18 protein-coding genes are annotated in these 22,263 nt (G+C 47.3%); 13 read left to right on the top strand and 5 right to left on the bottom strand.

Annotated elements, in window-relative coordinates; translation table 11 throughout:
• On the bottom strand, window positions 1-527 hold a 527-nt coding region (locus BLQ79_RS07225), incomplete at its 3' end, for an IS3 family transposase (protein WP_234944958.1).
• A complete protein-coding gene (locus tag BLQ79_RS08390) occupies window positions 491-721 on the bottom strand; it encodes a hypothetical protein (protein ID WP_234944955.1) in 231 nt (76 codons plus the stop codon). The genes BLQ79_RS08390 and BLQ79_RS07225, both read right to left, overlap by 37 nt.
• An 840-nt stretch (window positions 722-1,561) precedes the next feature.
• Between BLQ79_RS08390 and BLQ79_RS07215 the strand changes: the two genes are divergently transcribed.
• From BLQ79_RS07215 to BLQ79_RS07190, 6 genes are all read left to right on the top strand, one after another.
• On the top strand, window positions 1,562-3,223 hold the full coding sequence (locus BLQ79_RS07215) for a GGDEF domain-containing phosphodiesterase (protein ID WP_159427879.1): 1,662 nt from the start codon (window positions 1,562-1,564) through the stop codon (window positions 3,221-3,223).
• A 95-nt stretch (window positions 3,224-3,318) separates the two neighbouring features.
• Window positions 3,319-5,025, top strand: a complete 1,707-nt coding sequence (locus BLQ79_RS07210; RefSeq protein ID WP_143270114.1) for a bifunctional diguanylate cyclase/phosphodiesterase — start codon at window positions 3,319-3,321, stop codon at window positions 5,023-5,025.
• Window positions 5,022-5,831: a RibD family protein gene (locus tag BLQ79_RS07205; RefSeq protein WP_091365328.1), complete on the top strand. Its 810-nt coding sequence runs from the start codon at window positions 5,022-5,024 to the stop codon at window positions 5,829-5,831. The genes BLQ79_RS07210 and BLQ79_RS07205 overlap by 4 nt, the downstream gene beginning before the upstream one ends.
• 302 nt (window positions 5,832-6,133) lie before the next feature.
• Window positions 6,134-7,267, top strand: a complete 1,134-nt coding sequence (locus tag BLQ79_RS07200; protein WP_091365326.1) for an HAD family hydrolase — start codon at window positions 6,134-6,136, stop codon at window positions 7,265-7,267.
• 498 nt (window positions 7,268-7,765) lie between these two features.
• Complete coding sequence (locus BLQ79_RS07195) at window positions 7,766-8,698, top strand: PAS domain-containing protein (protein ID WP_091365324.1); 933 nt, start codon at window positions 7,766-7,768, stop codon at window positions 8,696-8,698.
• Window positions 8,695-9,126, top strand: coding sequence for a GGDEF domain-containing protein (locus BLQ79_RS07190; protein WP_159427878.1), 432 nt, complete (start codon window positions 8,695-8,697; stop codon window positions 9,124-9,126). The genes BLQ79_RS07195 and BLQ79_RS07190 overlap by 4 nt, the downstream gene beginning before the upstream one ends.
• A 207-nt stretch (window positions 9,127-9,333) precedes the next feature.
• Here the strand turns inward: BLQ79_RS07190 and BLQ79_RS07185 are convergent, their stop codons facing one another.
• Window positions 9,334-9,666, bottom strand: coding sequence for a hypothetical protein (locus BLQ79_RS07185; RefSeq protein ID WP_091365320.1), 333 nt, complete (start codon window positions 9,664-9,666; stop codon window positions 9,334-9,336).
• Between the two features lie 111 nt (window positions 9,667-9,777).
• On the opposite strand from BLQ79_RS07185, the gene BLQ79_RS07180 reads away from it, so the two are divergent.
• Both BLQ79_RS07180 and BLQ79_RS07175 read left to right on the top strand, forming a co-directional pair.
• On the top strand, window positions 9,778-11,454 hold the full coding sequence (locus tag BLQ79_RS07180; protein ID WP_091365318.1) for an ABC transporter ATP-binding protein/permease: 1,677 nt from the start codon (window positions 9,778-9,780) through the stop codon (window positions 11,452-11,454).
• A 180-nt stretch (window positions 11,455-11,634) separates the two neighbouring features.
• Entirely contained in the window at window positions 11,635-12,552 is a 918-nt protein-coding gene (locus BLQ79_RS07175) for a sensor domain-containing diguanylate cyclase (RefSeq protein ID WP_327020076.1), read from the top strand.
• A 247-nt stretch (window positions 12,553-12,799) separates the two neighbouring features.
• On the opposite strand, the gene BLQ79_RS07170 is transcribed toward BLQ79_RS07175, so the two are convergent.
• Entirely contained in the window at window positions 12,800-13,474 is a 675-nt protein-coding gene (locus BLQ79_RS07170; RefSeq protein WP_234944956.1) for an MmcQ/YjbR family DNA-binding protein, read from the bottom strand.
• Between the two features lie 815 nt (window positions 13,475-14,289).
• On the opposite strand from BLQ79_RS07170, the gene BLQ79_RS07160 reads away from it, so the two are divergent.
• Both BLQ79_RS07160 and BLQ79_RS07155 read left to right on the top strand, forming a co-directional pair.
• Window positions 14,290-14,751, top strand: a complete 462-nt coding sequence (locus BLQ79_RS07160) for a low molecular weight protein-tyrosine-phosphatase (protein WP_091365309.1) — start codon at window positions 14,290-14,292, stop codon at window positions 14,749-14,751.
• Window positions 14,752-14,840: 89 nt separating this feature from the next.
• Window positions 14,841-18,758 carry an EAL domain-containing protein gene (locus tag BLQ79_RS07155; protein WP_091365307.1) on the top strand — a complete coding sequence of 1,306 codons (3,918 nt, stop codon included), beginning with the start codon at window positions 14,841-14,843 and terminating at the stop codon, window positions 18,756-18,758.
• Between the two features lie 440 nt (window positions 18,759-19,198).
• Here BLQ79_RS07155 and BLQ79_RS07150 read toward each other — a convergent pair whose 3' ends face one another.
• Window positions 19,199-19,939: a sulfite exporter TauE/SafE family protein gene (locus tag BLQ79_RS07150; RefSeq protein ID WP_234944954.1), complete on the bottom strand. Its 741-nt coding sequence runs from the start codon at window positions 19,937-19,939 to the stop codon at window positions 19,199-19,201.
• Window positions 19,940-20,198: 259 nt separating this feature from the next.
• On the opposite strand from BLQ79_RS07150, the gene BLQ79_RS07145 reads away from it, so the two are divergent.
• The 3 genes from BLQ79_RS07145 (at window position 20,199) to BLQ79_RS07135 (ending at window position 21,987) form a co-directional block, all read left to right on the top strand.
• The gene (locus tag BLQ79_RS07145; protein ID WP_234944953.1) at window positions 20,199-20,693 is read left to right on the top strand and encodes a flavodoxin; all 495 of its coding nucleotides are present in this window, start codon (window positions 20,199-20,201) and stop codon (window positions 20,691-20,693) included.
• A 16-nt stretch (window positions 20,694-20,709) separates the two neighbouring features.
• Window positions 20,710-21,420 (top strand): CpXC domain-containing protein, encoded by a 711-nt coding sequence (locus BLQ79_RS07140; RefSeq protein WP_159427877.1) that lies wholly within the window; start codon window positions 20,710-20,712, stop codon window positions 21,418-21,420.
• An 81-nt stretch (window positions 21,421-21,501) separates the two neighbouring features.
• Window positions 21,502-21,987, top strand: coding sequence for a pyridoxamine 5'-phosphate oxidase family protein (locus BLQ79_RS07135; RefSeq protein ID WP_091365302.1), 486 nt, complete (start codon window positions 21,502-21,504; stop codon window positions 21,985-21,987).
• Window positions 21,988-22,263 lie beyond the last annotated feature (276 nt).

The raw sequence follows: 22,263 nt of genomic DNA, 5'->3' as shown, positions 1-22,263 counted from the left end.
AACGCCTTATTAAGCATACGCTTGATCTGTTCCAGATTCGGGCTTAATGAGAGGTCATAGGCTATGACTTCATTGGTAGCCATATCAAGAATTGGGGAGAGATAGCACTTACCCCAGGAGAAATTGAACTGGGTTATGTCGGTTGTCCACTTCTGCAAAGGCTTTTCTGCCGCAAAATCTCTGTTTATGATATTTTTAGCCACTTTCCCCACACATCCTTTATAGGACTTGTACTTTCCCTTTTCCCTCGGACGCTTGCCCATAAGGCCTGCCATACGCATCAGACGATATACCCGTTTATGATTCACCTTATATCCCAGATGAATGAGTTCATGATGCACTCTCCGTACCCCGTATCGTCCCTTATTCTTATTAAAGATGGCTACTATTGTCTTTACCAGGCCTTCATTTCGGAGGGTAACAAGATCTTTTTTCCCTATTTCAAAATAATACGTAGAACGGGACAGTTCCATGGCTTTGAGAAGGTAGGTTAGTCGATATCCTTCGGTTCTGAGTTCCTGGACGATGGCTGCTTTTTCGCCTTGAGACGCGCTGTCGCCTTTTGCTCTCTCAAGGCTATTTCTTTTTTTATTACCGCATTCTCCGTCTTAAAGAATTCATTCTGTGCCTTGAAGAATTCAATTTCTGATCTCAGGCGGATAAGTTCCTCATGCTCTGATTCCTTGCGTCTTCCTGGTTGGGTATGTTTGTGTTTCTTCATATGGGACTCCTTTGGCTTTCGATTTTTCCTGCGATCTATAAGGCCAATATATCCCATTTTCTTGTATTTGTGAATCCAGGTATTTAATCCACCAGGGCATATTCCTGCGGAAATAGCAACGGAGGTAAAGGATTCCCCGGATAAAACGCGGTTAACCAATTCGAACCGTTCTTCCGTAGTCCAGACTCTGTTCCGTTTCTTATGCTTCAGCACTTTGAAACCGTGTATTTCCACACTTCTACACCATCTGCGGACCATCATGCGAAAACCCCTTTGGGAAAAGCCTTCAGGTGTTTTCGGATATTGTCCTTTCCGATACAGGTCAACGCAATGTTTTTTGAATTCATAGGTATAGCGCATAAAAAATCCCCCTTTACTAATTGTCCAGTAAAGGGGGTACATATCACAATGGATGCAAGTCCATATCATGGGCAGTCCGGTCTGTCGTCTGACAGCCTGTCTTCTGCAGGCGGTCCATCTCTTAATACAAAGGCTCGTATTGGCATACCCTTAAAAATAAAATTAAGATAAATAATATTTGTCGACATAGCCGTATTAGTAAATAAGTTGTAAACTGTATATGGAAAAATAAGCATAAAGGATTTATTTATATATAAAAAATGTACATGTGAATATCATATATAGTTTCAGGGTGTAGGAAAGAGAGCCTTTCCGGGATGGCTTTTAACAGGCGGTCTGTCTGGTTCCTTAACAGACCGGGGCTCCAGGTGTTCGATGCCCTTATTCTTCTCACGCGGGCTTTTCTGGCAGCGGGACAGGTATAAGTCTGTAAACCTGCCATGGGCAGAACCAGAGTGTGAAAGAGGAAAGGAGTTTCCTGTGAATTATAAAGAACTTTCATTGGATGAGGCCGCTCGATGGGTGCGGCAGGAAAAAAGAAAATGGCAGACTGTCCGCCTCATTAATCCGGATGAAAACAGGGAAATAGTGGTTACGCCGGAAGGATTCCGGTACGGGGATTTTTGTCAGCGTAAAGACAGAAATGGATGTGATGCCTGTTGGAATTTCCGTGCCTGTCATATGGAAGAGAAGGTGTATGCCAGGATACGAAAGGGAAATCAGATGCTGCAGATACGGACTACCCCTTTCCGCCTGATGACTGAAAGCGGGGTGCAGGTTCCCGTAGTGATGGAATGTATGCATTCCCGTCCGGCAACAGGTCGGGAAATGAACCGGGTACAGACGTTTTCTTCACGCCGGCATATGGGAGGACAGGGGCGGGACTCGCTCACCGGGCTTTTGAATAAACGAGGATTCTGTCGACGGGTACGTAAAGAACTGATGAAACAACAGCAGGAAAATTATGTAATAATTACATTGAATATTCATAATTTCCGGCTCATTGGGGAACTGTATGGTGAAGGGAAGGCCAACCGGGTGCTCATGATTCTGGCAGGGCGTATCCGGGAAGGCCTGTCCGGTCATTCGTATGCAGCCAGAATTTACGGGGATGAATTTGCCATCTTTTGCCGGTCAGGGAGGTTCCAGGAAAGAAACCTGAAAAAACTGCTGAAGGATATTTCCCTGGCGGTAGAAAAGGATATTTATCACATTCAGGTACATGCAGGCGTGTATGCCATAACTGCGCCGGATATTCCGGTGCCCATTATGATTAATCATGCGGATATGGCAAGAAAGTCCATAATCGGAAAAGTGAACCGCCGGTTTGCCTACTACAATCCGAAACTGATGAAAAAACTCATTAAAGGACAGCGCCTGGTGAATATGTTTAAGGGGGCGCTGGAGCGGGGAGAGTTTACCATTTACCTGCAGCCACAGGTCAATCGGGACAAAAAGGTGGTGTCTGCCGAGGTACTGGCCCGGGGGATTACTCCTGATGGCACGGCCATATCGCCAGCTGAATTTATCCCGGTTCTGGAAAATTCAGGACAGATTGTGGAACTGGATCGGTTCATATGGGAAGAAGCGGCCAGACTGCTGAAGAAATGGATGGGGACGCCTCTGGAACCACTTACCATTTCCGTAAATGTATCGCCCCAGGACTTTGAATATATGGATGTGGTAAACACATTCATTTCCTTTGCTGACACCTATGGCATTGACAGAAAAAAACTGAAAATAGAGATTACTGAATCGTCCATCCTCTCCCGGCGGGTGAAAGAAAGCCGGGTCATCGATCGTCTGGTGGATGCAGGGTTCCAGCTGGAAATTGATGATTTCGGAAAGGGATATTCATCGCTCAATACACTGAAAGACATTAACGCCAGGACTCTGAAACTGGATATGGCGTTCCTGCAGATGACTGAAAAGGATAAAAAGCGAGGCGAGGTCATCATTGAATCGGTGATTCAGATGGGGAAACGCCTGGGGATGCATATTGTAGCCGAAGGGGTGGAAACGGTAAAAGAGAGAGATTATCTGATTCACCTGGGCTGCGATTATCTGCAGGGCTATCTGTTTTCCTGGCCGATACCGGTGCCAGGATTTGTAGAAAAATTTGGCTGGCAGTTTGGCCTCTGATGGAGAACTTATGACAGGCCGGCCGTGTCCATTGCTCTCACTCCTGAGAGGGGAAGGGATGAGAGCCCGTGGAATATATCATAAAAGGGGAAACCATGGAAAAATTAAACTGGATGATTGACGAAGTGGCGAGCCGGCTGGAAGAGGAAAAACAGAATCATGATGTGGCCAGGCTGGTGGTGCCGGAAGAGTGCAGGGAAATCCGTGTGTGTGGAGAGGAGTTTTCCTACGGAAGACCCTGTTTCAATATATGGGGAGCTACGTCACGATGCAGCAACTGTTCCAGCTACAAGGCGCATTATACAGGGAAGAAGATTCTTAAAAAGGAACGGATGGGGGAGTTGCTGTGTCTGGTGGAGTCAGTGCCCCTGGTCATTTCCGGTGCCGGAAGGACGATGGATGCCCTGGTGCTGGAACGGCTGGATTATCGACTGGCGACGAAGGAAGAACGGGAGACAGTTCCTGATAAAAGTACGGAAAAGCATCTCGCACTGGCGTACTATGACACCCTTACCGGCATGTTTACCCGGCATGGCTTCTTTATTCATGCCCGGGGGCTGCTGGAGACGTTCAAAGCCCGGGATGAAGATTTTGTACTGATTCAGATGAATGTGCGTCATTTCCGGATTATTAATAATCTGTATGGAATGGAAAAAGGAAATCGCCTCCTCGTGCTTCTGGCGGAACGGATTCGCTCGATAAAACCCAAAGAATCCATTGCCGGCCGCGTGGGGGACGATGTATTTGTTGTGGTGATGCCAAGGCATGATTTCTATGCGGAAAACTGGGAGCGCATGCTCTGGAGAGTGGAACAGGAGGCGGGGGAAGATGTGTTTCACGTACACATTCACGCCGGCGTCTTTATGGGGGATTCAGTCAATATTCCCTTGTCGCGGATGATTGAATATACCTGGGCGGCCCAGGAAACCATTATGGATGATCCACAGAGTCATATAGCCTATTACCGGCCCGGGCAGCTCAAGAAGGTAAGGCGTGCCCGTGCACTGATCAATGTATTTGAAAAGGCCATACGGCGAGGTGAGTTCCAGGTATACCTGCAGCCGCAGGTGGATAGGCATGGCAAGGTGGTGTCTGCTGAAGTGCTGTCCCGGTGGGTTACCGCCAGCGGAGAAATCATTTCTCCCGGCGAATTTATTCCATTTCTGGAGCAGACCGGCCAGATTGTACGCCTTGATCACTACGTGTGGGGGCAGGCAATACAGCTTCTGAAAAAGTGGGAAGGGACTCCGTTTTCCCATTTAAAACTGTCCCTCAATGTATTTCCGGAAGACTTTGATTATCTGGATGTGCCGGATACCCTTTGTTCTCTGGCCGATATGTATGGGGTGCCAAGAAATAAAATCAATGTGGAAATTACAGAAAGTGCCATTATTTCCCGATCCGCATTGCGGCAACGGGTGGCTGACCGGCTGGTGGAAGCGGGATTTGAGCTGGAAATCGATGATTTCGGAAAGGGGAATTCGTCGCTGAACACGCTCAGGAACATTAAGGCGCAGACGCTGAAACTGGATATGGATTTTCTTAAGCTGGAAGAGGACAGCAGTATGCGTGGTATGATTATCATAGAGTCCATGATTCACATGGCCAAACTGCTGGATATGACGGTGGTGGCAGAGGGGGTAGAAACCAACGCCCAGCGGGACGCCCTTCTGGAGATGGACTGTGATCTGCTGCAGGGATACCTTTTTTCTAAACCGATACCCGTAGCAGAGTTTGAAAATAATTTACAGAAAAGCTGGCATGAGGGCAAATGTCCTGTATGCAGACTGGAGGAAGTATGAATCGTTCCGAACGCCCGTTTATTTTTAACCATATGGAAATTTCCCTGGATGGAAAGATTATGGGAAAATATCTCTGGATTCCGGAGACCAATACGGAAAGTGATCCGTTTTACCGTACGATTTTCGGACCGGAGGCTAAGTTTACTTTTCAGGCGATGGTGGAAGGCCGCACCACCATTGAAGATAATCAGACCGGATATGCGGTGCCGGAAGTGGATGAGAATGCTGCGCCGGTTCCAGAAGGTGACTACCTGGCACCAGGGGCATCCTGTGGCCGTTTTCAGTTTGTTCTGGACAGTAAGGGACGTGTGGCATGGACAAAGAATACCACCGATTTCGGAGAGGAAAAGGCACATATTGTGGAAGTCATGTCCCATCGGGCATCCAATGCATATCGTGATTACCTTCGCCGCCAGGGAATCAGTTATATCCTATGTGGAGACGACCATGTGGACCTGGAAGAATTCTGCCGGAAGGCAAAATCCCTGTTTCATGTGGACAGCATGATGCTCGGCGGTGGTGGTACCGTAAACTGGAGCTTTATCCAGGCAGGACTTACCGATGAAATGAGCCTTATCCTGGCGCCGGCAGCGGATGGCAATGTGAACACCCAGTCTCTGTTTATGGCCAGGCCGGGTATATCGGAAGATCATCCAGTGCTGTTCAGGCCCTTGGATGTGCAGCTTCTCGATGATGGATTCGTATGGCTCCATTACGCAGTAGGTAAGAAGAATATGTATGATTTTGACAACGATCCGGAATTTAAAGCCGTACAGGAAGTCATTGCCCGTGGCAGGAATGAATAATTTTATAAGGGAATAAAGGCAAAGGCAGATTCAGAAGTGGCTGAGAATCTGTCTTTTTTCATGCCTGAAATACGGGGTTGAAAAATCAGGGCGCTTTGCTCGATGGTTCGCCGGCGGCACAGCCGCATGGCATATGGGGAAATGAGGCTTTTTCGTTCTGCATCCGAATTCTCTGATGAGCGTTTTGCAGGGGAGTGGTTATCTTACCAGGTTCGATGGTTTGCCGTCAGCGTAGCCAGTTGTCGTATTATAAATACATACTATAGGATTATTACATTATGTCCGGCTTATGAGGAGGGCTTATGAAGAAGGTCATTTTTGATGTGGACGGGGTTCTTCTGAGTGAGGAACGATATTTTGATGTGTCCGCTCTTACGGTTTGGGAATGGCTGTACAGTCCGTATTATATGGGGCTTGCCAACGATTCAGGACTGCCGCTTCATGGAGATGATGCATGGATTGCCGCTGTGCGGGACCGGGTATGGGCAGGAGATACGCTGCTGTCGTGGCTGAAGGCGCATGGTATCAATTCAAACTGGGAAATGGTGCATGCTTTTCTTATAACCGCTTCCTGGCTTATGGCGCGTCAATTCCGGGAGGAAACCGGACATTTACCCCCTCTGTCTCTGAAAAACCTGGATGAGGTAAAGGCTCTGGGCAGTCTTCTGGCGGATAGGGCTGTGCCGGGGGCGGAGGAGATACTTTTATTTTGGGAATCCCATGTGGAATCTCAGGTAGAGGGGGCAGCACTTTTTGCTTGTCTTCGTCAGGCGGCAGAGGTGGAGGCGGGAAGGGAGCTTCCGTTTATGAATCTGGATTCTTCATTTTTCCGCATGCATCAGCTGGCTTTTCAGCAGTGGTATCTGGGAGATGAAGTGTTTCCGGAAATTATGCATGAAAAGGTATATGGTGCCCCAAAGGAGGGGTTCCTGCAGAAAGAGAATCCGCTCGGGGATGCAGGAGATATACGGAATATGCTGAAACAGTTAAAGGCTGCCGGATTTTCTCTGGGAGTAGCCACGGGACGAGGGGCCAAAGAAGTGGAAATTCCATTTCGTTTCTTTGGCTGGTATGAAGCCTTTGATCCGGTGTACATAGCCACCGCTTCGGATGCAGAGGAGGTTTCAGCTCAGTATGGGAATATTCCATTGGGAAAGCCATCGCCGTTCCTGTACCTCTGTGCTGCTTATGGCAGGCGGACAGAAAATTACGGAGCGTATATAACGGATGGCAGGATTCATGCTTCTGATGAAGTGTATGTGATAGGCGATTCCTATTCCGATGTACTGGGAGCCAGGGCAGCAGGAGCCCGGTTTATCGGGGTACTCACCGGACTCACCGGTAAAGCGGCTGCGGCTATGTTTGAAAAGGAAAAAGCAATATACAGCGAAAACGTACTTACCGCTGTGTGGGAACATATACTGAAGCGAGCTTGAAAAAATTCACAAACTGAACTCTGCTGTCGGAAAGTCTGCAAGGCAGACGGTCAGACGAAGATTTCCCCCCCCTTGGTTCAAGGTCCGCAGAAACCCTTCCTGGATTTCCGGGCCTTGAGATTCAGCTCATCAATGTATCCACAGCTCGAAATCTTCCAATGGAAGGTTTCACCGTCCTCACGGCCCTGACCTTTTGCCAGTTTAGCAGGGTTCACAATCATGGGTATAGTATACTTGTTTTTTCTCTCTAATCTTAAACCTCATATCTCATATCTGCTTGGGGGCGGACGTCGAGCTATAGGCTCATATATCCTCTCCGTTTGACAATCTCATATCGGCTCTATATAGTGGTTGACAGACATCGGTTAATGTATAACAATATAATAAAGGAATGATAAATATAGTGAGAATGCCGATGGCTATTCCTGCGCCTCTTTTCTGACGGGTCCGGAGTAGCGTAATCTATGGTCAGGGCACATAAATTATGGAGACACAGTGATGGAACTAAAGCTAGGAACATATGCAGTAGACACATATAAGGATATTCCGGTGCCATATGTGATTTTTAAAATTATATATGCAGATGATGGAAGCATAGTGAATACGCAGTACATGTTTGTCAATCAGGCGTATTGCCATACAGCCGGGATGAGACGGGAAGAACTCATCGGCAAGTATTTTCTGGATGTTTACGGAGAAGGAGCCCGGCGCTGGCTGGACTGTTGCCAGGCGGCTGTCACCACGGGGAAGACGATACATGAAACGATTTACAGCCCGGAAGTGCAGCAATGGATGAATTTTGTGGTGCAGCCACTGGCAGAGCCTGGATATGTTTCTTTTATCTTCATGAACATCAGTGAAGAGCATGCCCGGGAGATGCATGTGCAGCGTGAGCGGGTGACTAATGAGGCTATTGTCCGCATTGCCAAGATATTGAACGATGGGGAAGGTTATGAATCGGCTATGAATCATGCACTGCAGGAAATCAGCCGGTTTATTCATCCGGACCGAATCTATCTGCTGGAAACGGATGGGATTACTGTTTCCAATACCTTTGAATGGTGTGCAGAAGGAATTCAGTCAGAAATAGAAACACTGCAGAATCTGGATTATGAGGAATATATTTCCGGATGGGAAGTGTTGCTCAGGGATTCTCCCGGTGTAATCATGGAAGACATCGAAGTGCTCAGAAATATGGGCGACATGGTGGATTATGAAAATCTGAAGCGACAGGGAATTAAAAGTCTTATGGCTTTTCCGTTCTATCGCCAGGGGCGTATTGCCGGATATCTGGGGATAGATAATTTCGAGGTGACGGATCAGTTTAATACGGCAGAACTTCTGGAAACGCTTTCTTTTTTCCTGGGGCCAGGATTACTAATCACCATCTCATTCATGAACTGGAGCATCTCGGGCACTGTGATGGATTGACAGGGATTAATAACTGGAATGCTTACAGTAATGAAGTGTTGCGGTTGAGGCAGGCGCATAATTGTGTCGGGGTTATCTTTATTGATATGAATGGGCTGAAGGTAATCAATGACACGGAAGGGCATCTGGCAGGAAATGCAGCTCTTTGTACCGTTGCCGGTTTTCTGGTGGGACTCTATGGCGCGGACCATGTATACCGCCTTGGCGGAGATGAATTTGTAGTATTGCTCCAACATGTGACCGAAAGCGAATTTTCCAGTCAGCTGAAACGGTTGCGGGATGAAGCGTCCCACCTTGGTAATCTGTCCATTGCCGCAGGTGGTCAGTGGATAGCCGATGCCGTAGAAATTATGAATGCCATTCAGGAAGCTGATAACGCCATGTACCGGGATAAGGCAGAATATTATAAGAAAAAGAATAAACAGTAAAAGTACATATACTGAAAAAGATGGACTCCATGCCGAAGCAGGTGATGGGGTCCATCTTTTTTGGCTATAGGATATTTATGTGTTTTTACATACTCATGGAGTGGGTATGTATTGAACGTCATTGGCGAAACAACAATACTTAGTTGTCGCACCAACCTGAAAACCCGGTAAGGATTTCTGCAAACCATGAGCCGCAGGCTCAATTTATCATCTTACTCCCGGGAAACTGGAAACGAACTGGATGGTGATGTCGGGGAAGCTGTTTACGTATTGGATGGTAAAGTCTTCTCCATAGCTGACAAACTGCCATTCGCCGACATCATCCGGGAAGGAAGTGACCGGTTTTACCTTAAGGTCGGCAAAGGAGTTTACCACTTTCACCTTTATATCAGCTCCATAGTTGACAACCTTGACTTTGCCGCCAAGGAAGATGCCGTGGTAGTATCCATCTCTGGAAATGGGGTTGGATGCATGGGAAAGAGGAACTATTCCCAACGTCAGCACCAGGGCAATAAGAACCATACGTATCCATTTTTTCATAAGGGACCTCCTTTATAACTATAGTTATTCTTATCTATATTGTACGACTCTCAGGCAGGGCGGGCAATCTGGTACAATAGGCCTTAAGGATGTGAAAAGGAATGAGGGATTATGATGGATAAACAATACCGATGTTCTCTTAGCCGGCTCCTCTTTTCGTACTGGAAAGGGGAGGAGAAGAAGCGGGCCTGGGGTATGGCGATAACGATTGCTGCACTTACGGTGGCTGCCGTATATATGACGCTGCTGCTCAATGATTGGTTTAATTCATTTTATTCGGCATTGCAGAATTATGACCAGCAGGCGATTTATCATGGCCTTATTCAGTTTACCGGTTATGCCTTTGCCTATATTGCCTTTGCTGTGTATGCGGATTATCTCCAGCAGAGACTGGCTCTTCGCTGGCGCTGCTGGATGACGGAAAAATATCTGGCCCAGTGGACAGCCGGTGATATGTACTATCGCATGGAGGCCTTTTCCGGTGGCCGGGGGGATAACCCAGATCAGCGAATTTCGGAGGATATTGATTCGTTTACGTCCCAGTCACTGAGTCTCATGCAGGGGCTGCTCCAGGCGGTAACTACCATAGTCTGCTTTATCGTAGTGCTGTGGAATCTGTCAGAGATACTGACGTTTACTCTATGGGGATACATATTCCATCTGGAAGGCTACCTGGTGTGGACGGCCCTTTTATACTCTGTGGCCGGTACCTGGGTGACTCATCAGGTGGGGAAGAAACTGATTGCGCTGAATTATGAGCAGCAGAAAAGGGAAGCTAATTTTCGATTTGGTATGATGCGTCTTCGCGATACGGCAGAAAGCGTGGCCTTTTATCATGGAGGCGGCCGGGAGAAGGAAACGTTATTTTCCCGATTCCTCCAGGCGGTATCGAATCAGTATATGATTATACGGAAAAATAAGCAGTTATCCTGGCTCACCAGCAGTTATGGTCAGATTGCCATTATTTTCCCATTTGTGGTGGCGGCTCCCCGGTATCTCACCCGAAAGATTTCTCTTGGTGGATTGATGCAGATTGCCAATTGTTTTGGAAAAGTACAGGATTCGCTGTCCTATCTGGTCAATGCGTACACAGGTATTGCGGCCTGGAAGGCCTGTGCGGACCGACTTTGCTCATTTACTGATCATATGGAAGGGATACAGGAGGCGGCACGGGTGGCATCGAAAAGGCTTAAGATTGTCCGGGGCGGACAGGGGGTATCACTTAGCCATGTAAAGGTCAGCCTGCCTGATGGAAGGGTACTCATCCCTGATTTGTCGCTGGCTCTTCAGCCCGGAGAAAAGGTGATTATCCACGGACCGAGCGGTGTGGGCAAGTCCACATTGCTTCGTGTGCTGGCCGGTCTCTGGCCATTTGCAGAAGGAAAATTGCAGCTGCCTGAAGAAAAGACAATGCTGTTTATCCCACAGAAGCCATATCTTCCCTTTGGGACACTCCGCCATGCCCTGTCCTATCCGAGACAGGATGCAGAAGATAAGGTGCTGCTTCCCCTGATGAAGCAATGCCGGATGGAAAAACATGTGAATCAGCTGGATAAGGAAGGTGACTGGATGCAGGTGTTCTCGCTGGGGGAACAGCAGAAAGCGGCATTCGTGCGCATTCTGTTGCAGCGGCCGGCGTGGCTGTTCCTGGATGAGGCGAGCTCGGCGATGGATGAAGAAACTGAAGCGGCATTATATGGCCTGCTGGCCCACCTGCCCTCCGCCGTTATCAGTGTAGGGCATCGGTCTACGCTGGATAAGTTTCACGAAAGAATTCTCAACATCTGAGCCTGTTATACAGGAGAGGAGTCTGTGGCTCAGGAATGTGCCATTCTGCGGGGCTGGGCCTTACCTGCCATATTTCAGATCTGTCTTTTACAGGATGCCATTATTTACAATAGACAGATTGATAATAAGCGTATATGATGGAAGAGCATAGAAAAATGAGTGCGGTGAAGGAGTGACAGGATACATGATGAAGGCCGAAGTATTTTATCAGCTGGCAGAAAAATTACCGTACGGATTATATATTGTAAGTTTGTAAGTCCTGACCGGACAATTCTGTTCTGGAATGATGAGGCCGAGCGCATTACCGGGTATACCCGGGAAGAAATGGTCGGCCGGAAATGTGCGGCCACAAACCTGCATCATCTGGATGAGAAGGGAACACCGCTTTGTCAGACCTATTGCCCTCTGCTGCAATGCATGGACGAAGAAAAAACCAAAACTAAAAAACTCATTTTTACCCATAAAAACGGGTTTCGGGTAGTTATCAGTGCTCACTTTATTCCCCTGACAGATGACCAGGGGCGTATTACCATGGTGGCGGAAGTATTTGAAGAGCTGAGTTTACTGGATAGAGATACTTCCCTGGTGCAGAATCTCTACTCTCTGGCTTATCATGATCCGCTTACCCATCTTCCGAACCGGGGGCTGCTGGAAGCTACCCTGAGAATGCGTTTTTCAGAATTTCACAGGCTTCGTCAGTCGTTTGCCGTCCTTTTTGCGGATATAGATTACTTTCATAAATTTAATGAACAGTATGGTCATCTGGCAGGTGATTCCATGCTGAAAGTGATTTCAGAAAGTATGAAGCAATCGAGCCGCAAGACCGATACGATAGGCCGCTGGGGTGGAGAAGAGTTTCTTGGGATTTTCCTGATTAAGGACAAAAAAGATACGATGGTCATTGCCAACCGTCTGCAGAAAACAGTCAATCAGGCCTTTATTCCTTATGACAGTGAAAAACTCCATATCACCATGTCCATAGGTATTACGGCGGTGCAGGAAAAAGATACTATAGTTTCCATAATCAGCCGTGCTGATCATTACATGTACCGCGCTAAAAATATGGGGCGGAATACGATTATTAGCGATGAGCAATAACATGTCCGGTCATGGCTCAAGGCGGCTGTGAGCGGCCAATCAGAAAGAATAAAAAGCGGCAGGAATTTTCCGGTCGCTTTTTCAATAGGTGTTCCGGATTCTTTGCATGGAGCGGAATATTCTCTTGTGAAAAGGAATAATGCACTCGTTATTCTATTTCAAACGTTAAGGCAGACCGGCCTTCCTTTCACTGGAAAACCATTTGGATTTCAGAATTTCAGGACTCGCAGGCCGCCAGCATATCCGCTTATCGGGTAAGCTGATAGCTGGTTCGAATGAGGTTCATGATTTTTTCGTCCGGCAGGGTATCGTCAAGGACTACCGAAATCCATAGCCGGTGATTCATGTGGTACGCAGGATATATACCGGGAACTGCATGCAGTGCTTCAGTTTCTTCTGGATGGATTTTTAGATTGAGTATATCAATCAGGTCGGGGGCGCTATCCTTATCGAGAACAGCGCGTTTTACATTCATGATTAAGGCAAACCACTTACGGTTTGATGTGTGGCGAAAGGCACCATACGATTGATATGGGGGCTCCCCTTTCCAGGGGAAATCCGGACTCACCTGGAAATCAGCAAGAATGGCCTCGGTCAGGCGATTGGCCTGAGGGGAGGCGAACAGGACATCCCGGCAGCAGCTGGCAGCGATGTCTTCGAGCAGTTTGACATAGGCGGCTCGAACCATATTGACATACGTACCATGGGCGTTTTTCTGATAAAGCGCATCATAGTCATCCTGTGTCATCGTATCGATTACACGGCCGGTAAGTTGTCCTGTGGCATCGACAGAAAGAATGGCCAGAAAGTCGCCATTGAAAAAGGTCTTTTTCAGGACATAGACCTTCCCTTCCTTATGAAATCCACAGGTGGGCATTTTGCTTTCAATCCAGCGTTTGCGAGAAAAGATAGATTTTTCCATTGGTAACACGATAATTACACATCCTTCCTTATTTAATTTCTGACTGGCTCATGAATTCCCTGGGCCTGGCAAAGTATATCAGTCAGTATCCCTTGGTGCTGAGGTTTAGTATGATGCTTGTTTTTCGCTTTGAGATACGCAGCCTCCTTTTTTCTCTCGAGGTTATTTCTAAGGGTAGTATATCTCATTCACTTATATTTAGGAACCCGGGCAGTTATTAATCCAGGGGGTATAGTTATTGAAATAGCAAAACAGGCAACGAAGGCTCCGGATAAAATGCGGTTACTCCATTGGAAACATCCTTTTGTGGTTGAGTCTCGATTATATGCTTTTCAGTACAATCTGTGGACCATCATGCGACCTTCTGTTGGCCCCTTTCGTTGTTTCAGGATATGGTTCTTCCTGATACATGGCCATACCATGGTTTTTAAAATCATAAGTATGACGTATGAAAATTCCCTTTTGCCAGTTGCCTGGTAAAGGGGACATCAAAACTTTCGGAAAAAACAAATGGATACAGTATCTTTTGGTGATTAACTTGCAGAGTGGCGGCCGGGAGTCTTCTAAATCACATAGCAGTGGACGGAGTACATGCAAGAGTGTTCCCTTGGATGTGAGCAGAAGCGGGCGGAATAGTTTTTTCGTGTAAGAGCATATTTTTTCTGATACAATAATAGCAAAAATCAGTAAGGATACGATGCCTCTGTATTTATCAGAAGGCGTTCGGAGTATGCCTGGCGGGACCAGAGAAACCGGAGGGAATGCCTGAATTCGGAATGTGGCCATACGCAGGGCACAGGGAAGGAGTTTGCACAGTGACACATATTCTTTTTATATGCCACGGCAATATCTGCCGTTCGCCTATGGCGGAATTTATTATGAAAGACCTGGTGAAAAAAGCCGGGCTGGATGACAGGGTTTCAGTATCCTCGCTTGCCGCTACCCGGGATGAGGAAGGAAATGATATGTATCCTCCGGCCAGAAGGAAACTGGCACAGGAAGGTATACCATTTGCGCCTCGGGCGGCAAGGCAGATGACTATGGAAGATTATGAGCAGGCGGATCTGGTAATCGGCATGGATGAGGAAAACCGTAGAGATATCATGCGCCTTACCGGAGGAGATAAGAAGCACAAGGTGCATCTGCTCATGGAGTATACGGACCGGTCGGGAGAAGTGGCCGATCCCTGGTTTACCGGTGACTTTGATACCACATTCCGGGATGTTCTCGATGGATGCCGCGGGGTACTGAAAGAGATTATTCAGGAAAAGCGATAAAGTTTTATTGCATTGGCTTAGATTTATATTATTAATGGGGTAAGGATAGGTTTGTACGTTTTTTTACAGCAGACAGAAGGCAGGAAGGTATGAAACAGCGCACATTTTATCTGAAAAAAGGGGAACCTGTACAAAAGGTTATTGAGACCATTCAGAAGGAAAACCTTATACAGGATCCGGAAAAATCGCTATTTATTATTCATGAAGGACTCAAGAGCCCGGGGGATATTCAGCGGCATCTTTTTGCGCTGTGCAATACATTTCCCGGTGTGCGCCTGACCGGATGTACCAGTATCACCAATCTGGACGTGGATATTCCGATTCCGGAAGGAACGGTGCTTACGCTGATGACCTTTGAAGAGAGTGATTTTTACATCTACCGGTTCAGTCAGAAATCCGTTTCCGTCAGGGAGGCGGCACGGGATTTTACGAAAAAACTGAGCCTGCTGCAGAATGTGCGGGGAATCATGTACCTGTATTCTGGGTCAGAGCAGAAACCGGAAGAATTTGTTTCCTATCTGCCAAAGACTTATAATCAGCTTCCCATTTTTGGGATGCAGGCCGGGGCGGATATGCATAAACCGGAAGAAACGGAAGTTTTCTGCGGTCGTAAATCCTTTTATGACAGCGTGATTCTGGTGGTATTCTGTGGGGAAAATCTGCATATCACCACAGGAACCAGTTTCGGATGGAAACCGCTGGGGCGAGAAATGACTGTGACCGGAGTGAAGACCAACGGGATGGTCACCGGAATTGATTATATGAGTGTGGTGGATATGTATTACCGATATCTTCACATTCCTTTTGACGCGAATATGTATTCCCATATCTGCGCCTTTCCTCTGGTAAAAAGAGAAGGGGAATATGTTACGGCCTGCCTTCCTACCGGGCTTTATAAGGATGGGGCGCAGTATGGAGGCCGGCTGAAGGTGGGCGACAAGGTCAGTCTGTCATATGCCCGCATGGAATATCTTATGGAGGAGTCACTGCATCTGGCTAATCGCCTCATAGATTTTCAGCCACAGGCTCTATGGGGAACGATATGCATTAATCGCCGGATTTTTCTGGGTAATGCTATGGCTGATCGGGAAATTGACTATTACCGCCAGGTTAATGACCAGTTTATTTCCTGCGCCGGGTTTGGTGAAGTACTGCGGGATGGAAGCCACCTGGTATTCCGGAACAGTACGGCGGTGCTGGCGGCATTCCGTGAAGGAGATAAGCGCCCAGGGAGCAGGAGCCCGCTTACCGATACGCTGGTGGGGAAAATGAGTGAAGATCAGATGTTGACCGACAAGCTGGTTGTTTTCCTGGAAGAAACCACCCGGGACCTTCATCAGCGCATGGATGTACTGAAGGCCGATGCAGAACATGACCGGATGACGAATCTGCTGAATCGTACCGCCATTGAGATGCGGTTGGAAAATGCGGTGGTTGATACCTGGCAGAGCGATGTTACTTCACTTTTCCTCTTTGATATTGATCATTTTAAGACGGTAAATGACACCTATGGTCACATTAAAGGGGATGAGGTACTGAAACGACTGGCGGGCCGGATGCATGCCTGCCTGGATGGGAGGGCGCTCATTGGTCGCTGGGGCGGGGATGAATTTATGTGCGTATTCCCCAATCACAGCGCCCGGGAAGCCTGGGAAGTGGCAGAAAGCCTGAGACGGGACATTGAGGCGACCGACTTTGGACTGGATTATCCCCTCACTATCAGCGGCGGGGTTACGGAAACCAGGCCGGAAACGCATAATTATCAGGAACTGTATCAGGAAGTGGATTTAGCGCTCTACTACTCTAAGAAGGAAGGAAAAAACCGGATTACCCTTTTCAGTGACCGCTGTCATTCGGCGGCGATAGAGATACCGGAAGAAACCGATCCGGTAGACAAGGAAAAGAAACGATTTTTTGAAAAATCGCCTGTTCCTATGTTGCTCTATCAGCAAATGAAAGATCATCTGGAAATACTGGCCATAACGGATGGGTTCTGCAAGATGGTTCATTCCGGTCGGGAAGATCTGCTGCGTTACCTCCGGAGTCGAAGCATGAGCCGGGTACATCCGGAAGATGCGGGACGTGTATCCATAACCATAAAATCTCTGGAAAAGGGGAAGGCTGCCAGTATGATATACCGCTTCCTTATTGAAGGAGAGTATCACGAGCTCCTGGTAAATGCCCGCATGCAGCTTATAGGGCATGGAGTAACGTTTGTCGTTATGAATATGGAAGATCTGACCATGCAGAATCTGTATCTGAAGAAAAGTTATTCTCAGTTCATGGGAATGCAGGAACAGAATCTGTATCATGACCCTATAACCAATCTGCCCAACATTAATTATTTCAACAATTTTGCCAGTGGGTTTATGAAGGAAATCCATGATCGGGGAAATTTCCCGGCGCTGATTCTTTTCGACGTAGTGGATATGCATGCGTATAATGAACGGTTTGGTAACACCCGCGGCAATCAGTTTCTGCAGGAAGTAGGACACACCATTAGGTCACAGTTTCCTTCTGAATTCCTTGTGCGCTATGTAGATGACAGTTTTATTGTCATTACCGGGCAGCGGGATATGTCGGAACGCATAGCTGTGGTGCGAAGAATGGTGCAGAATCAGCTGACGGATGGCATCTGTTCTATTCGCACAGGCATATGCTACTGCCATCAGGAAACGTATGACGGGACGGAAGCACTGGATAAGGCGCGGTGGGCGCTTACCTATGCGGAACGACAGGGAACAGAGTTTATTCAGGTATATAATCGGGAAGTGGAAGCCTTCTATCAGAAACGGGAGTATATACGCAGTCATCTGAAAGAAGCCATCCGCAATGGCTGGATTGAGGCCTATCTGCAGCCTCAGATTCGGAACCTTACCGGGGAAATATGCAGCTTTGAAGCGCTGGCCCGGTGGATAGATCCGAAACGGGGTATCATCTCTCCGGGAGAATTTATCCCGATTTTGGAAGAGTCCCGGCAGATTTATCTGCTGGATCTGGAAATTTTCCGGCAGGCAGCGGCCCTTCTGCGTAAGGGGCTGGATAAAGGGAGGAAAATTCCAGGAATTTCCGTGAACCTGTCACGCATCGATTTCCAGGCATGCCATATCTTTGAGGAAATTGAGGCGATCCGCAAAGAGTACCGGCTGGGACCGGAACATCTGTATCTGGAAATTACCGAATCGGCACTGGCGGCACGCCCTGCACATATGAAGGAGGTGCTGAACCGGTTTCGGGCTGCCGGATATGAAATCTGGCTGGATGATTTTGGCAGCGGGTATTCTTCCCTGAACATCCTTAAGGATTATCCGGTGGATCTGATTAAGCTGGATCTGGCATTCCTGCATTCCTTCGAAGTCAATCCCCAGGTTTCCGTTATTATCAGCCATGTGGTGCACATGGCCAAGACGATGGGAATCCATACCCTTTGTGAAGGGGTAGAAACCAGGGAGGAATATGATTTTCTGAAAGAAATAGGGTGTGAAATTTCCCAGGGGTTTTATTTCTTCCGGCCGGTTCCTGTAGAAAAAATGTATGAATACCAGAGCGCCGGTTATCTGGGGGCTATGGAAGAAGCGGATATGTCCGATTATTATGATGATGCAGGCATGGTGGATCTGCTTGGTAATCCCTGGGCCAAACTTAGCTTCCGGGAACCATCTCCTTTTGCGACCGCCTTGCTGGAACGGATGAATGACGGACGAATTCTGCTTCGTCAGGCCACTGCACACATGAATAAATGTATTGCCCAGCAGGGATTATCTCCAGAGGGCTTGATGGCGGCTCTGAATCAGGAAGGGGACAGGAGGAGAAACTGTCTTATGAAATTGATGGACAGCTGCGAGAAATATCCGGAACGTTCCCGGTGCATGCAGCTTTTCGGAGAATCGCCTTTGGCTATGCGGATGAAGTATGTATCCGAATATAAGGGAAGGGTTATGTTTGTACTCGGTGTGGATGGAATGAACGGAAAAAGAGGCGGTACTGAAGACACTTTCCCGGTATAAACAGGGAGAAATCAATCTCAACCATGCCGCTCCGGGAAACTTTACGATGGAAGCTATAAAGGAAGGATAAAAACAGGTATGAGATTTGGGTAGGGAGAGGAATTGCCAACATACAGGAAAATAGATATCAGACAATGCGGACAAACAGAATTCAGACCGGAAGCCGGCGCTGTTTGTGTTAGGACTACCCATCAGATTATCCATTATCAAACTTTTTAGCAGACTGGAGAAATGTCAACGGCTCGTCATTTCTGCCTTCAAACTAAGGCGAAATAAAAACAGACCTCACAACGAGGTCTGTTTTTATTTCATATATAAAGAGAAAAATGTACTGTCTATGCAATGTGAAGATGGCAAAGAGGGAGTGGAACATTCTCTTACAAACATGTGATATGCAGTATCCGCTTTTCATCGGAAGCCTGATCGTCTGCTATGAAGGCTCATAACAGTATCATGGCTCCGGAGAGAAGGAGCAGACCATAGGTGCTGTAGTTGAACATGCGCTGGTTGATGCGGCTGTGGATTTTATTTCCGATGTATACAGCCAGAAGCAATGGGATGATGGCAATCAGCATGAGGTGGAGAGCCTGGGCATTGAACATTCCCTTTTCAAAGTCCTTAAACATGAGGACCAGGTTGAGGCAGGACCATACGGCGGCTACATTGGCGCGGAAGGTGTATTTATTGTGGTAGGTAGCCGCCAGATAGACTACAAGCAGGGCGCCGCCGGAAGCAAACATACCATGGATGATTCCTGCGCCGATGAGGATAACTGCGGATAGCCAGTGGCTCATAGGCTTTTCGGAAGGCTTTACGAGCAGGTTTTTCAGTGCAGCGGCTACAATGATTCCGCCGTATACAGGTCCTATGATTTGCGGGGACACCAGAGAATAGAGTTTGACGCCAATGGCCATGCCGGCCAGCATGAATCCCACAATGGTGAGTACGCCTTTCAAGTTAAGGTAGCGGCGGTTTCTCCAGGCCAGAACTACGGAAACACCCCAGCAGAGTGCATTGATGACTGCAATGGCCATGTCGGGTCCAAACAGCAGCATGGACGGTGGAATGGACAGCATGACACCGGCAAATCCGGTAAGGGCCTGGACAATATTAGAAACAAAAATAGCGGTGGCGAAAATAACAAATTTTAACGATAAAGATAACGACATTAAAGCAGGCATACAGCATTCCTCCTTTTCCATAGTGCAGACCCATCCTGAGGCCTGCCACCTAATTATGACTAAAATAGATTGATTGGCTTCATTATATAATTTAGTCATAGCAAAGAAAAGGGAAATATAAAATTTCTTCTATATAAAATAAGCATGGATTTATGCGGTAAAGTCACAGCTGGCGGGGAATATCCGTGTAGTTTAGTAGACCATAGAGGAAAATCTGACTATAATATAAATATACATAGGGTTAAGGAGGCTGTTTATTATGTCTGAACCATTGAATAATACATTGGTAGCTTATTTTTCTGTTACAGGGAACACCAGAAAACTGGCGGAAAACCTGGCGCAGGTAGCACACGCAGATTTATTTGAGATTGTTCCGAAGAAGCCGTATACGGAAGAAGACTGCGACTGGCATAATCCGGAAAGCCGTACCAGTCTGGAATGCAATGACAGCAGCTCTCGTCCGGCAATTGCGACCCGTGTACCAAATATGGATCAGTATCGGAATATTTTTCTCGGATTTCCTATCTGGTGGTATGCGGCACCCCGCATCATTGAAACTTTCCTGGAAAGTTATGATATGGAAGGAAAATTCATTATTCCGTTCTGCACATCCGGCAGCAGTGATATTGGGGATAGTGCACTGATTCTCCAACGGGATTGTGATGGCAAGGTGGTTACAGGGTCTCGTTTTGAACCAGATGTCTTCAAAGGGGATCTGGCACGCTGGGCTATCATGCAGAAGTTTTATAAGTAACAGGAAAGGGCAGGATATGTCACAGAAACGAACCATAGAGCTTACTTGTCCTATGTGTGGAAAACCGGCATCTTTTACTCTGTGGGACAGCGTTAATAATGTGCTGAATCCGGAGTTGGAAGAACAGCTCCTGAAAAACACGTTTGCCCTGTTTTCCTGTCCCCATTGCGGCGGACAGAATTATGTGGCTTATGATTTTCTGTATCACGATATGCAAAAGGGGTGGATGATATATCTTCTGCATTCCCGGGAAGAAAAGGACAGGGAGAAGGTGAATGCTTCGCTTGAACGGATGTACCGCCTGCTGGACGGAAAGCTTGGCCATACCATGCATCCTTATTCTTTCCGTCTGGTGCATACCCTGGATGAAATGCGGGAGAAAATTATTATCCTTTACGATGATCTGGATGACCGGATTGTGGAAATATCCAAACTGTTTATCCGGGAACGATTGAAGAATGACCATGTGGAGGCACTGGCCCTACGGTATGGGTGGGGCGCAGTGGATGGAAAACAGCAACCGGTGATGTATGTGTTTGAAGCCGGCGGAAAGATGGGCATGGTTCCCTATACCCGACAGCTCTATGATGTACTGGAGTCTTTTTTCAAACTGGGGCAGGATGCTGATGGGACCGTATATGAGGAAATTGATGAGGCCTGGGCTGCGGACATGATTAGAAAATATGGGGGCGGCCTGTCCGGGAATTCATCGCATCACATACATTAAAGTCGTCTGTTTCAGAGAATCATTCTTATGCATTGGCAAAGAGGGATTCATTCAACATATATTTAATAAAGGAGAATTCTTATGACACCGTATGCAAAACCAAGATTTATCACTGATCCGGAAATCATCCGTAAGATCCTTGACCGCTGCAAGATTATCCATCTGGGGATGCAGGAAGATGGCCATGTGTATGTTGTACCAACCAACTATGGATACACCTACGAGGATGGAAAGCTGACTTTCTATTCCCACGGGGCCATGGAAGGGAAAAAGTGGGATATCGTGAAAAAGAATCCGGAAATCTGCGTAGAAATAGATACGGGATTTGAACTTGTGGACAGCCAGGATCCCTGCGATTACGGCAATTCCTACGGAAGCATTATCGGTACTGGCCTGGCCACCATTGTGGAAGATCTGCAGGAAAAGAAGGAAATTCTCAACAACATTACCCGGCTGAATGCAGGGACAGTCCATGACTTCAGCGATGCCATGGTCCGCCATGTGAACGTGCTCAAGGTAGAAGTGACCGAATTTACCTGCAAATCCGGAGTGATGTACCAGAAGTAAGGCAGGTTTGAGAATTGAGATTTGAGCAGGTGGATTCTGCGAATAGTAATTTTTAAAAGAGATAAATCAGATTTTCAAACGTCAGACCGGAAACCAGGATGGTTCCCGTTCAGACAAAATATAAGGAAATAAAAAACGATTTTCCAACCTACGGAAAATCGTTTTTGCTTTCTTGTGCGAAGCAGAATGTTCTCTTCTTGCAAAGGGCAAGCATGCGAAAGCTGATTAAAGGAAAGCATGAGAAACGATGCTCCTTTCTTGAAAGAAAGGGGGACC

This window comes from Dialister histaminiformans (assembly GCF_900103425.1).
Taxonomy (GTDB): domain Bacteria; phylum Bacillota; class Negativicutes; order Veillonellales; family Dialisteraceae; genus Allisonella; species Allisonella histaminiformans.
Note: the sequence above shows the minus strand (reverse complement) of the source record. Positions and strands in the feature narration are given on the sequence as shown.

Excerpts from the sequence above, each read along its gene's own strand:
- BLQ79_RS08390 (WP_234944955.1), bottom strand. The coding sequence starts at position 721 with ATGAAGAAACACAAACATACCCAACCAGGAAGACGCAAGGAATCAGAG.
- BLQ79_RS07210 (WP_143270114.1), top strand. The coding sequence starts at position 3,319 with ATGGAAAAATTAAACTGGATGATTGACGAAGTGGCGAGCCGGCTGGAA.
- BLQ79_RS07205 (WP_091365328.1), top strand. The coding sequence starts at position 5,022 with ATGAATCGTTCCGAACGCCCGTTTATTTTTAACCATATGGAAATTTCC.
- BLQ79_RS07200 (WP_091365326.1), top strand. The coding sequence starts at position 6,134 with ATGAAGAAGGTCATTTTTGATGTGGACGGGGTTCTTCTGAGTGAGGAA.
- BLQ79_RS07195 (WP_091365324.1), top strand. The coding sequence starts at position 7,766 with ATGGAACTAAAGCTAGGAACATATGCAGTAGACACATATAAGGATATT.
- BLQ79_RS07185 (WP_091365320.1), bottom strand. The coding sequence starts at position 9,666 with ATGAAAAAATGGATACGTATGGTTCTTATTGCCCTGGTGCTGACGTTG.
- BLQ79_RS07180 (WP_091365318.1), top strand. The coding sequence starts at position 9,778 with ATGATGGATAAACAATACCGATGTTCTCTTAGCCGGCTCCTCTTTTCG.
- BLQ79_RS07170 (WP_234944956.1), bottom strand. The coding sequence starts at position 13,474 with ATGGAAAAATCTATCTTTTCTCGCAAACGCTGGATTGAAAGCAAAATG.
- BLQ79_RS07155 (WP_091365307.1), top strand. The coding sequence starts at position 14,841 with ATGAAACAGCGCACATTTTATCTGAAAAAAGGGGAACCTGTACAAAAG.
- BLQ79_RS07150 (WP_234944954.1), bottom strand. The coding sequence starts at position 19,939 with ATGCCTGCTTTAATGTCGTTATCTTTATCGTTAAAATTTGTTATTTTC.
- BLQ79_RS07145 (WP_234944953.1), top strand. The coding sequence starts at position 20,199 with ATGTCTGAACCATTGAATAATACATTGGTAGCTTATTTTTCTGTTACA.
- BLQ79_RS07140 (WP_159427877.1), top strand. The coding sequence starts at position 20,710 with ATGTCACAGAAACGAACCATAGAGCTTACTTGTCCTATGTGTGGAAAA.
- BLQ79_RS07135 (WP_091365302.1), top strand. The coding sequence starts at position 21,502 with ATGACACCGTATGCAAAACCAAGATTTATCACTGATCCGGAAATCATC.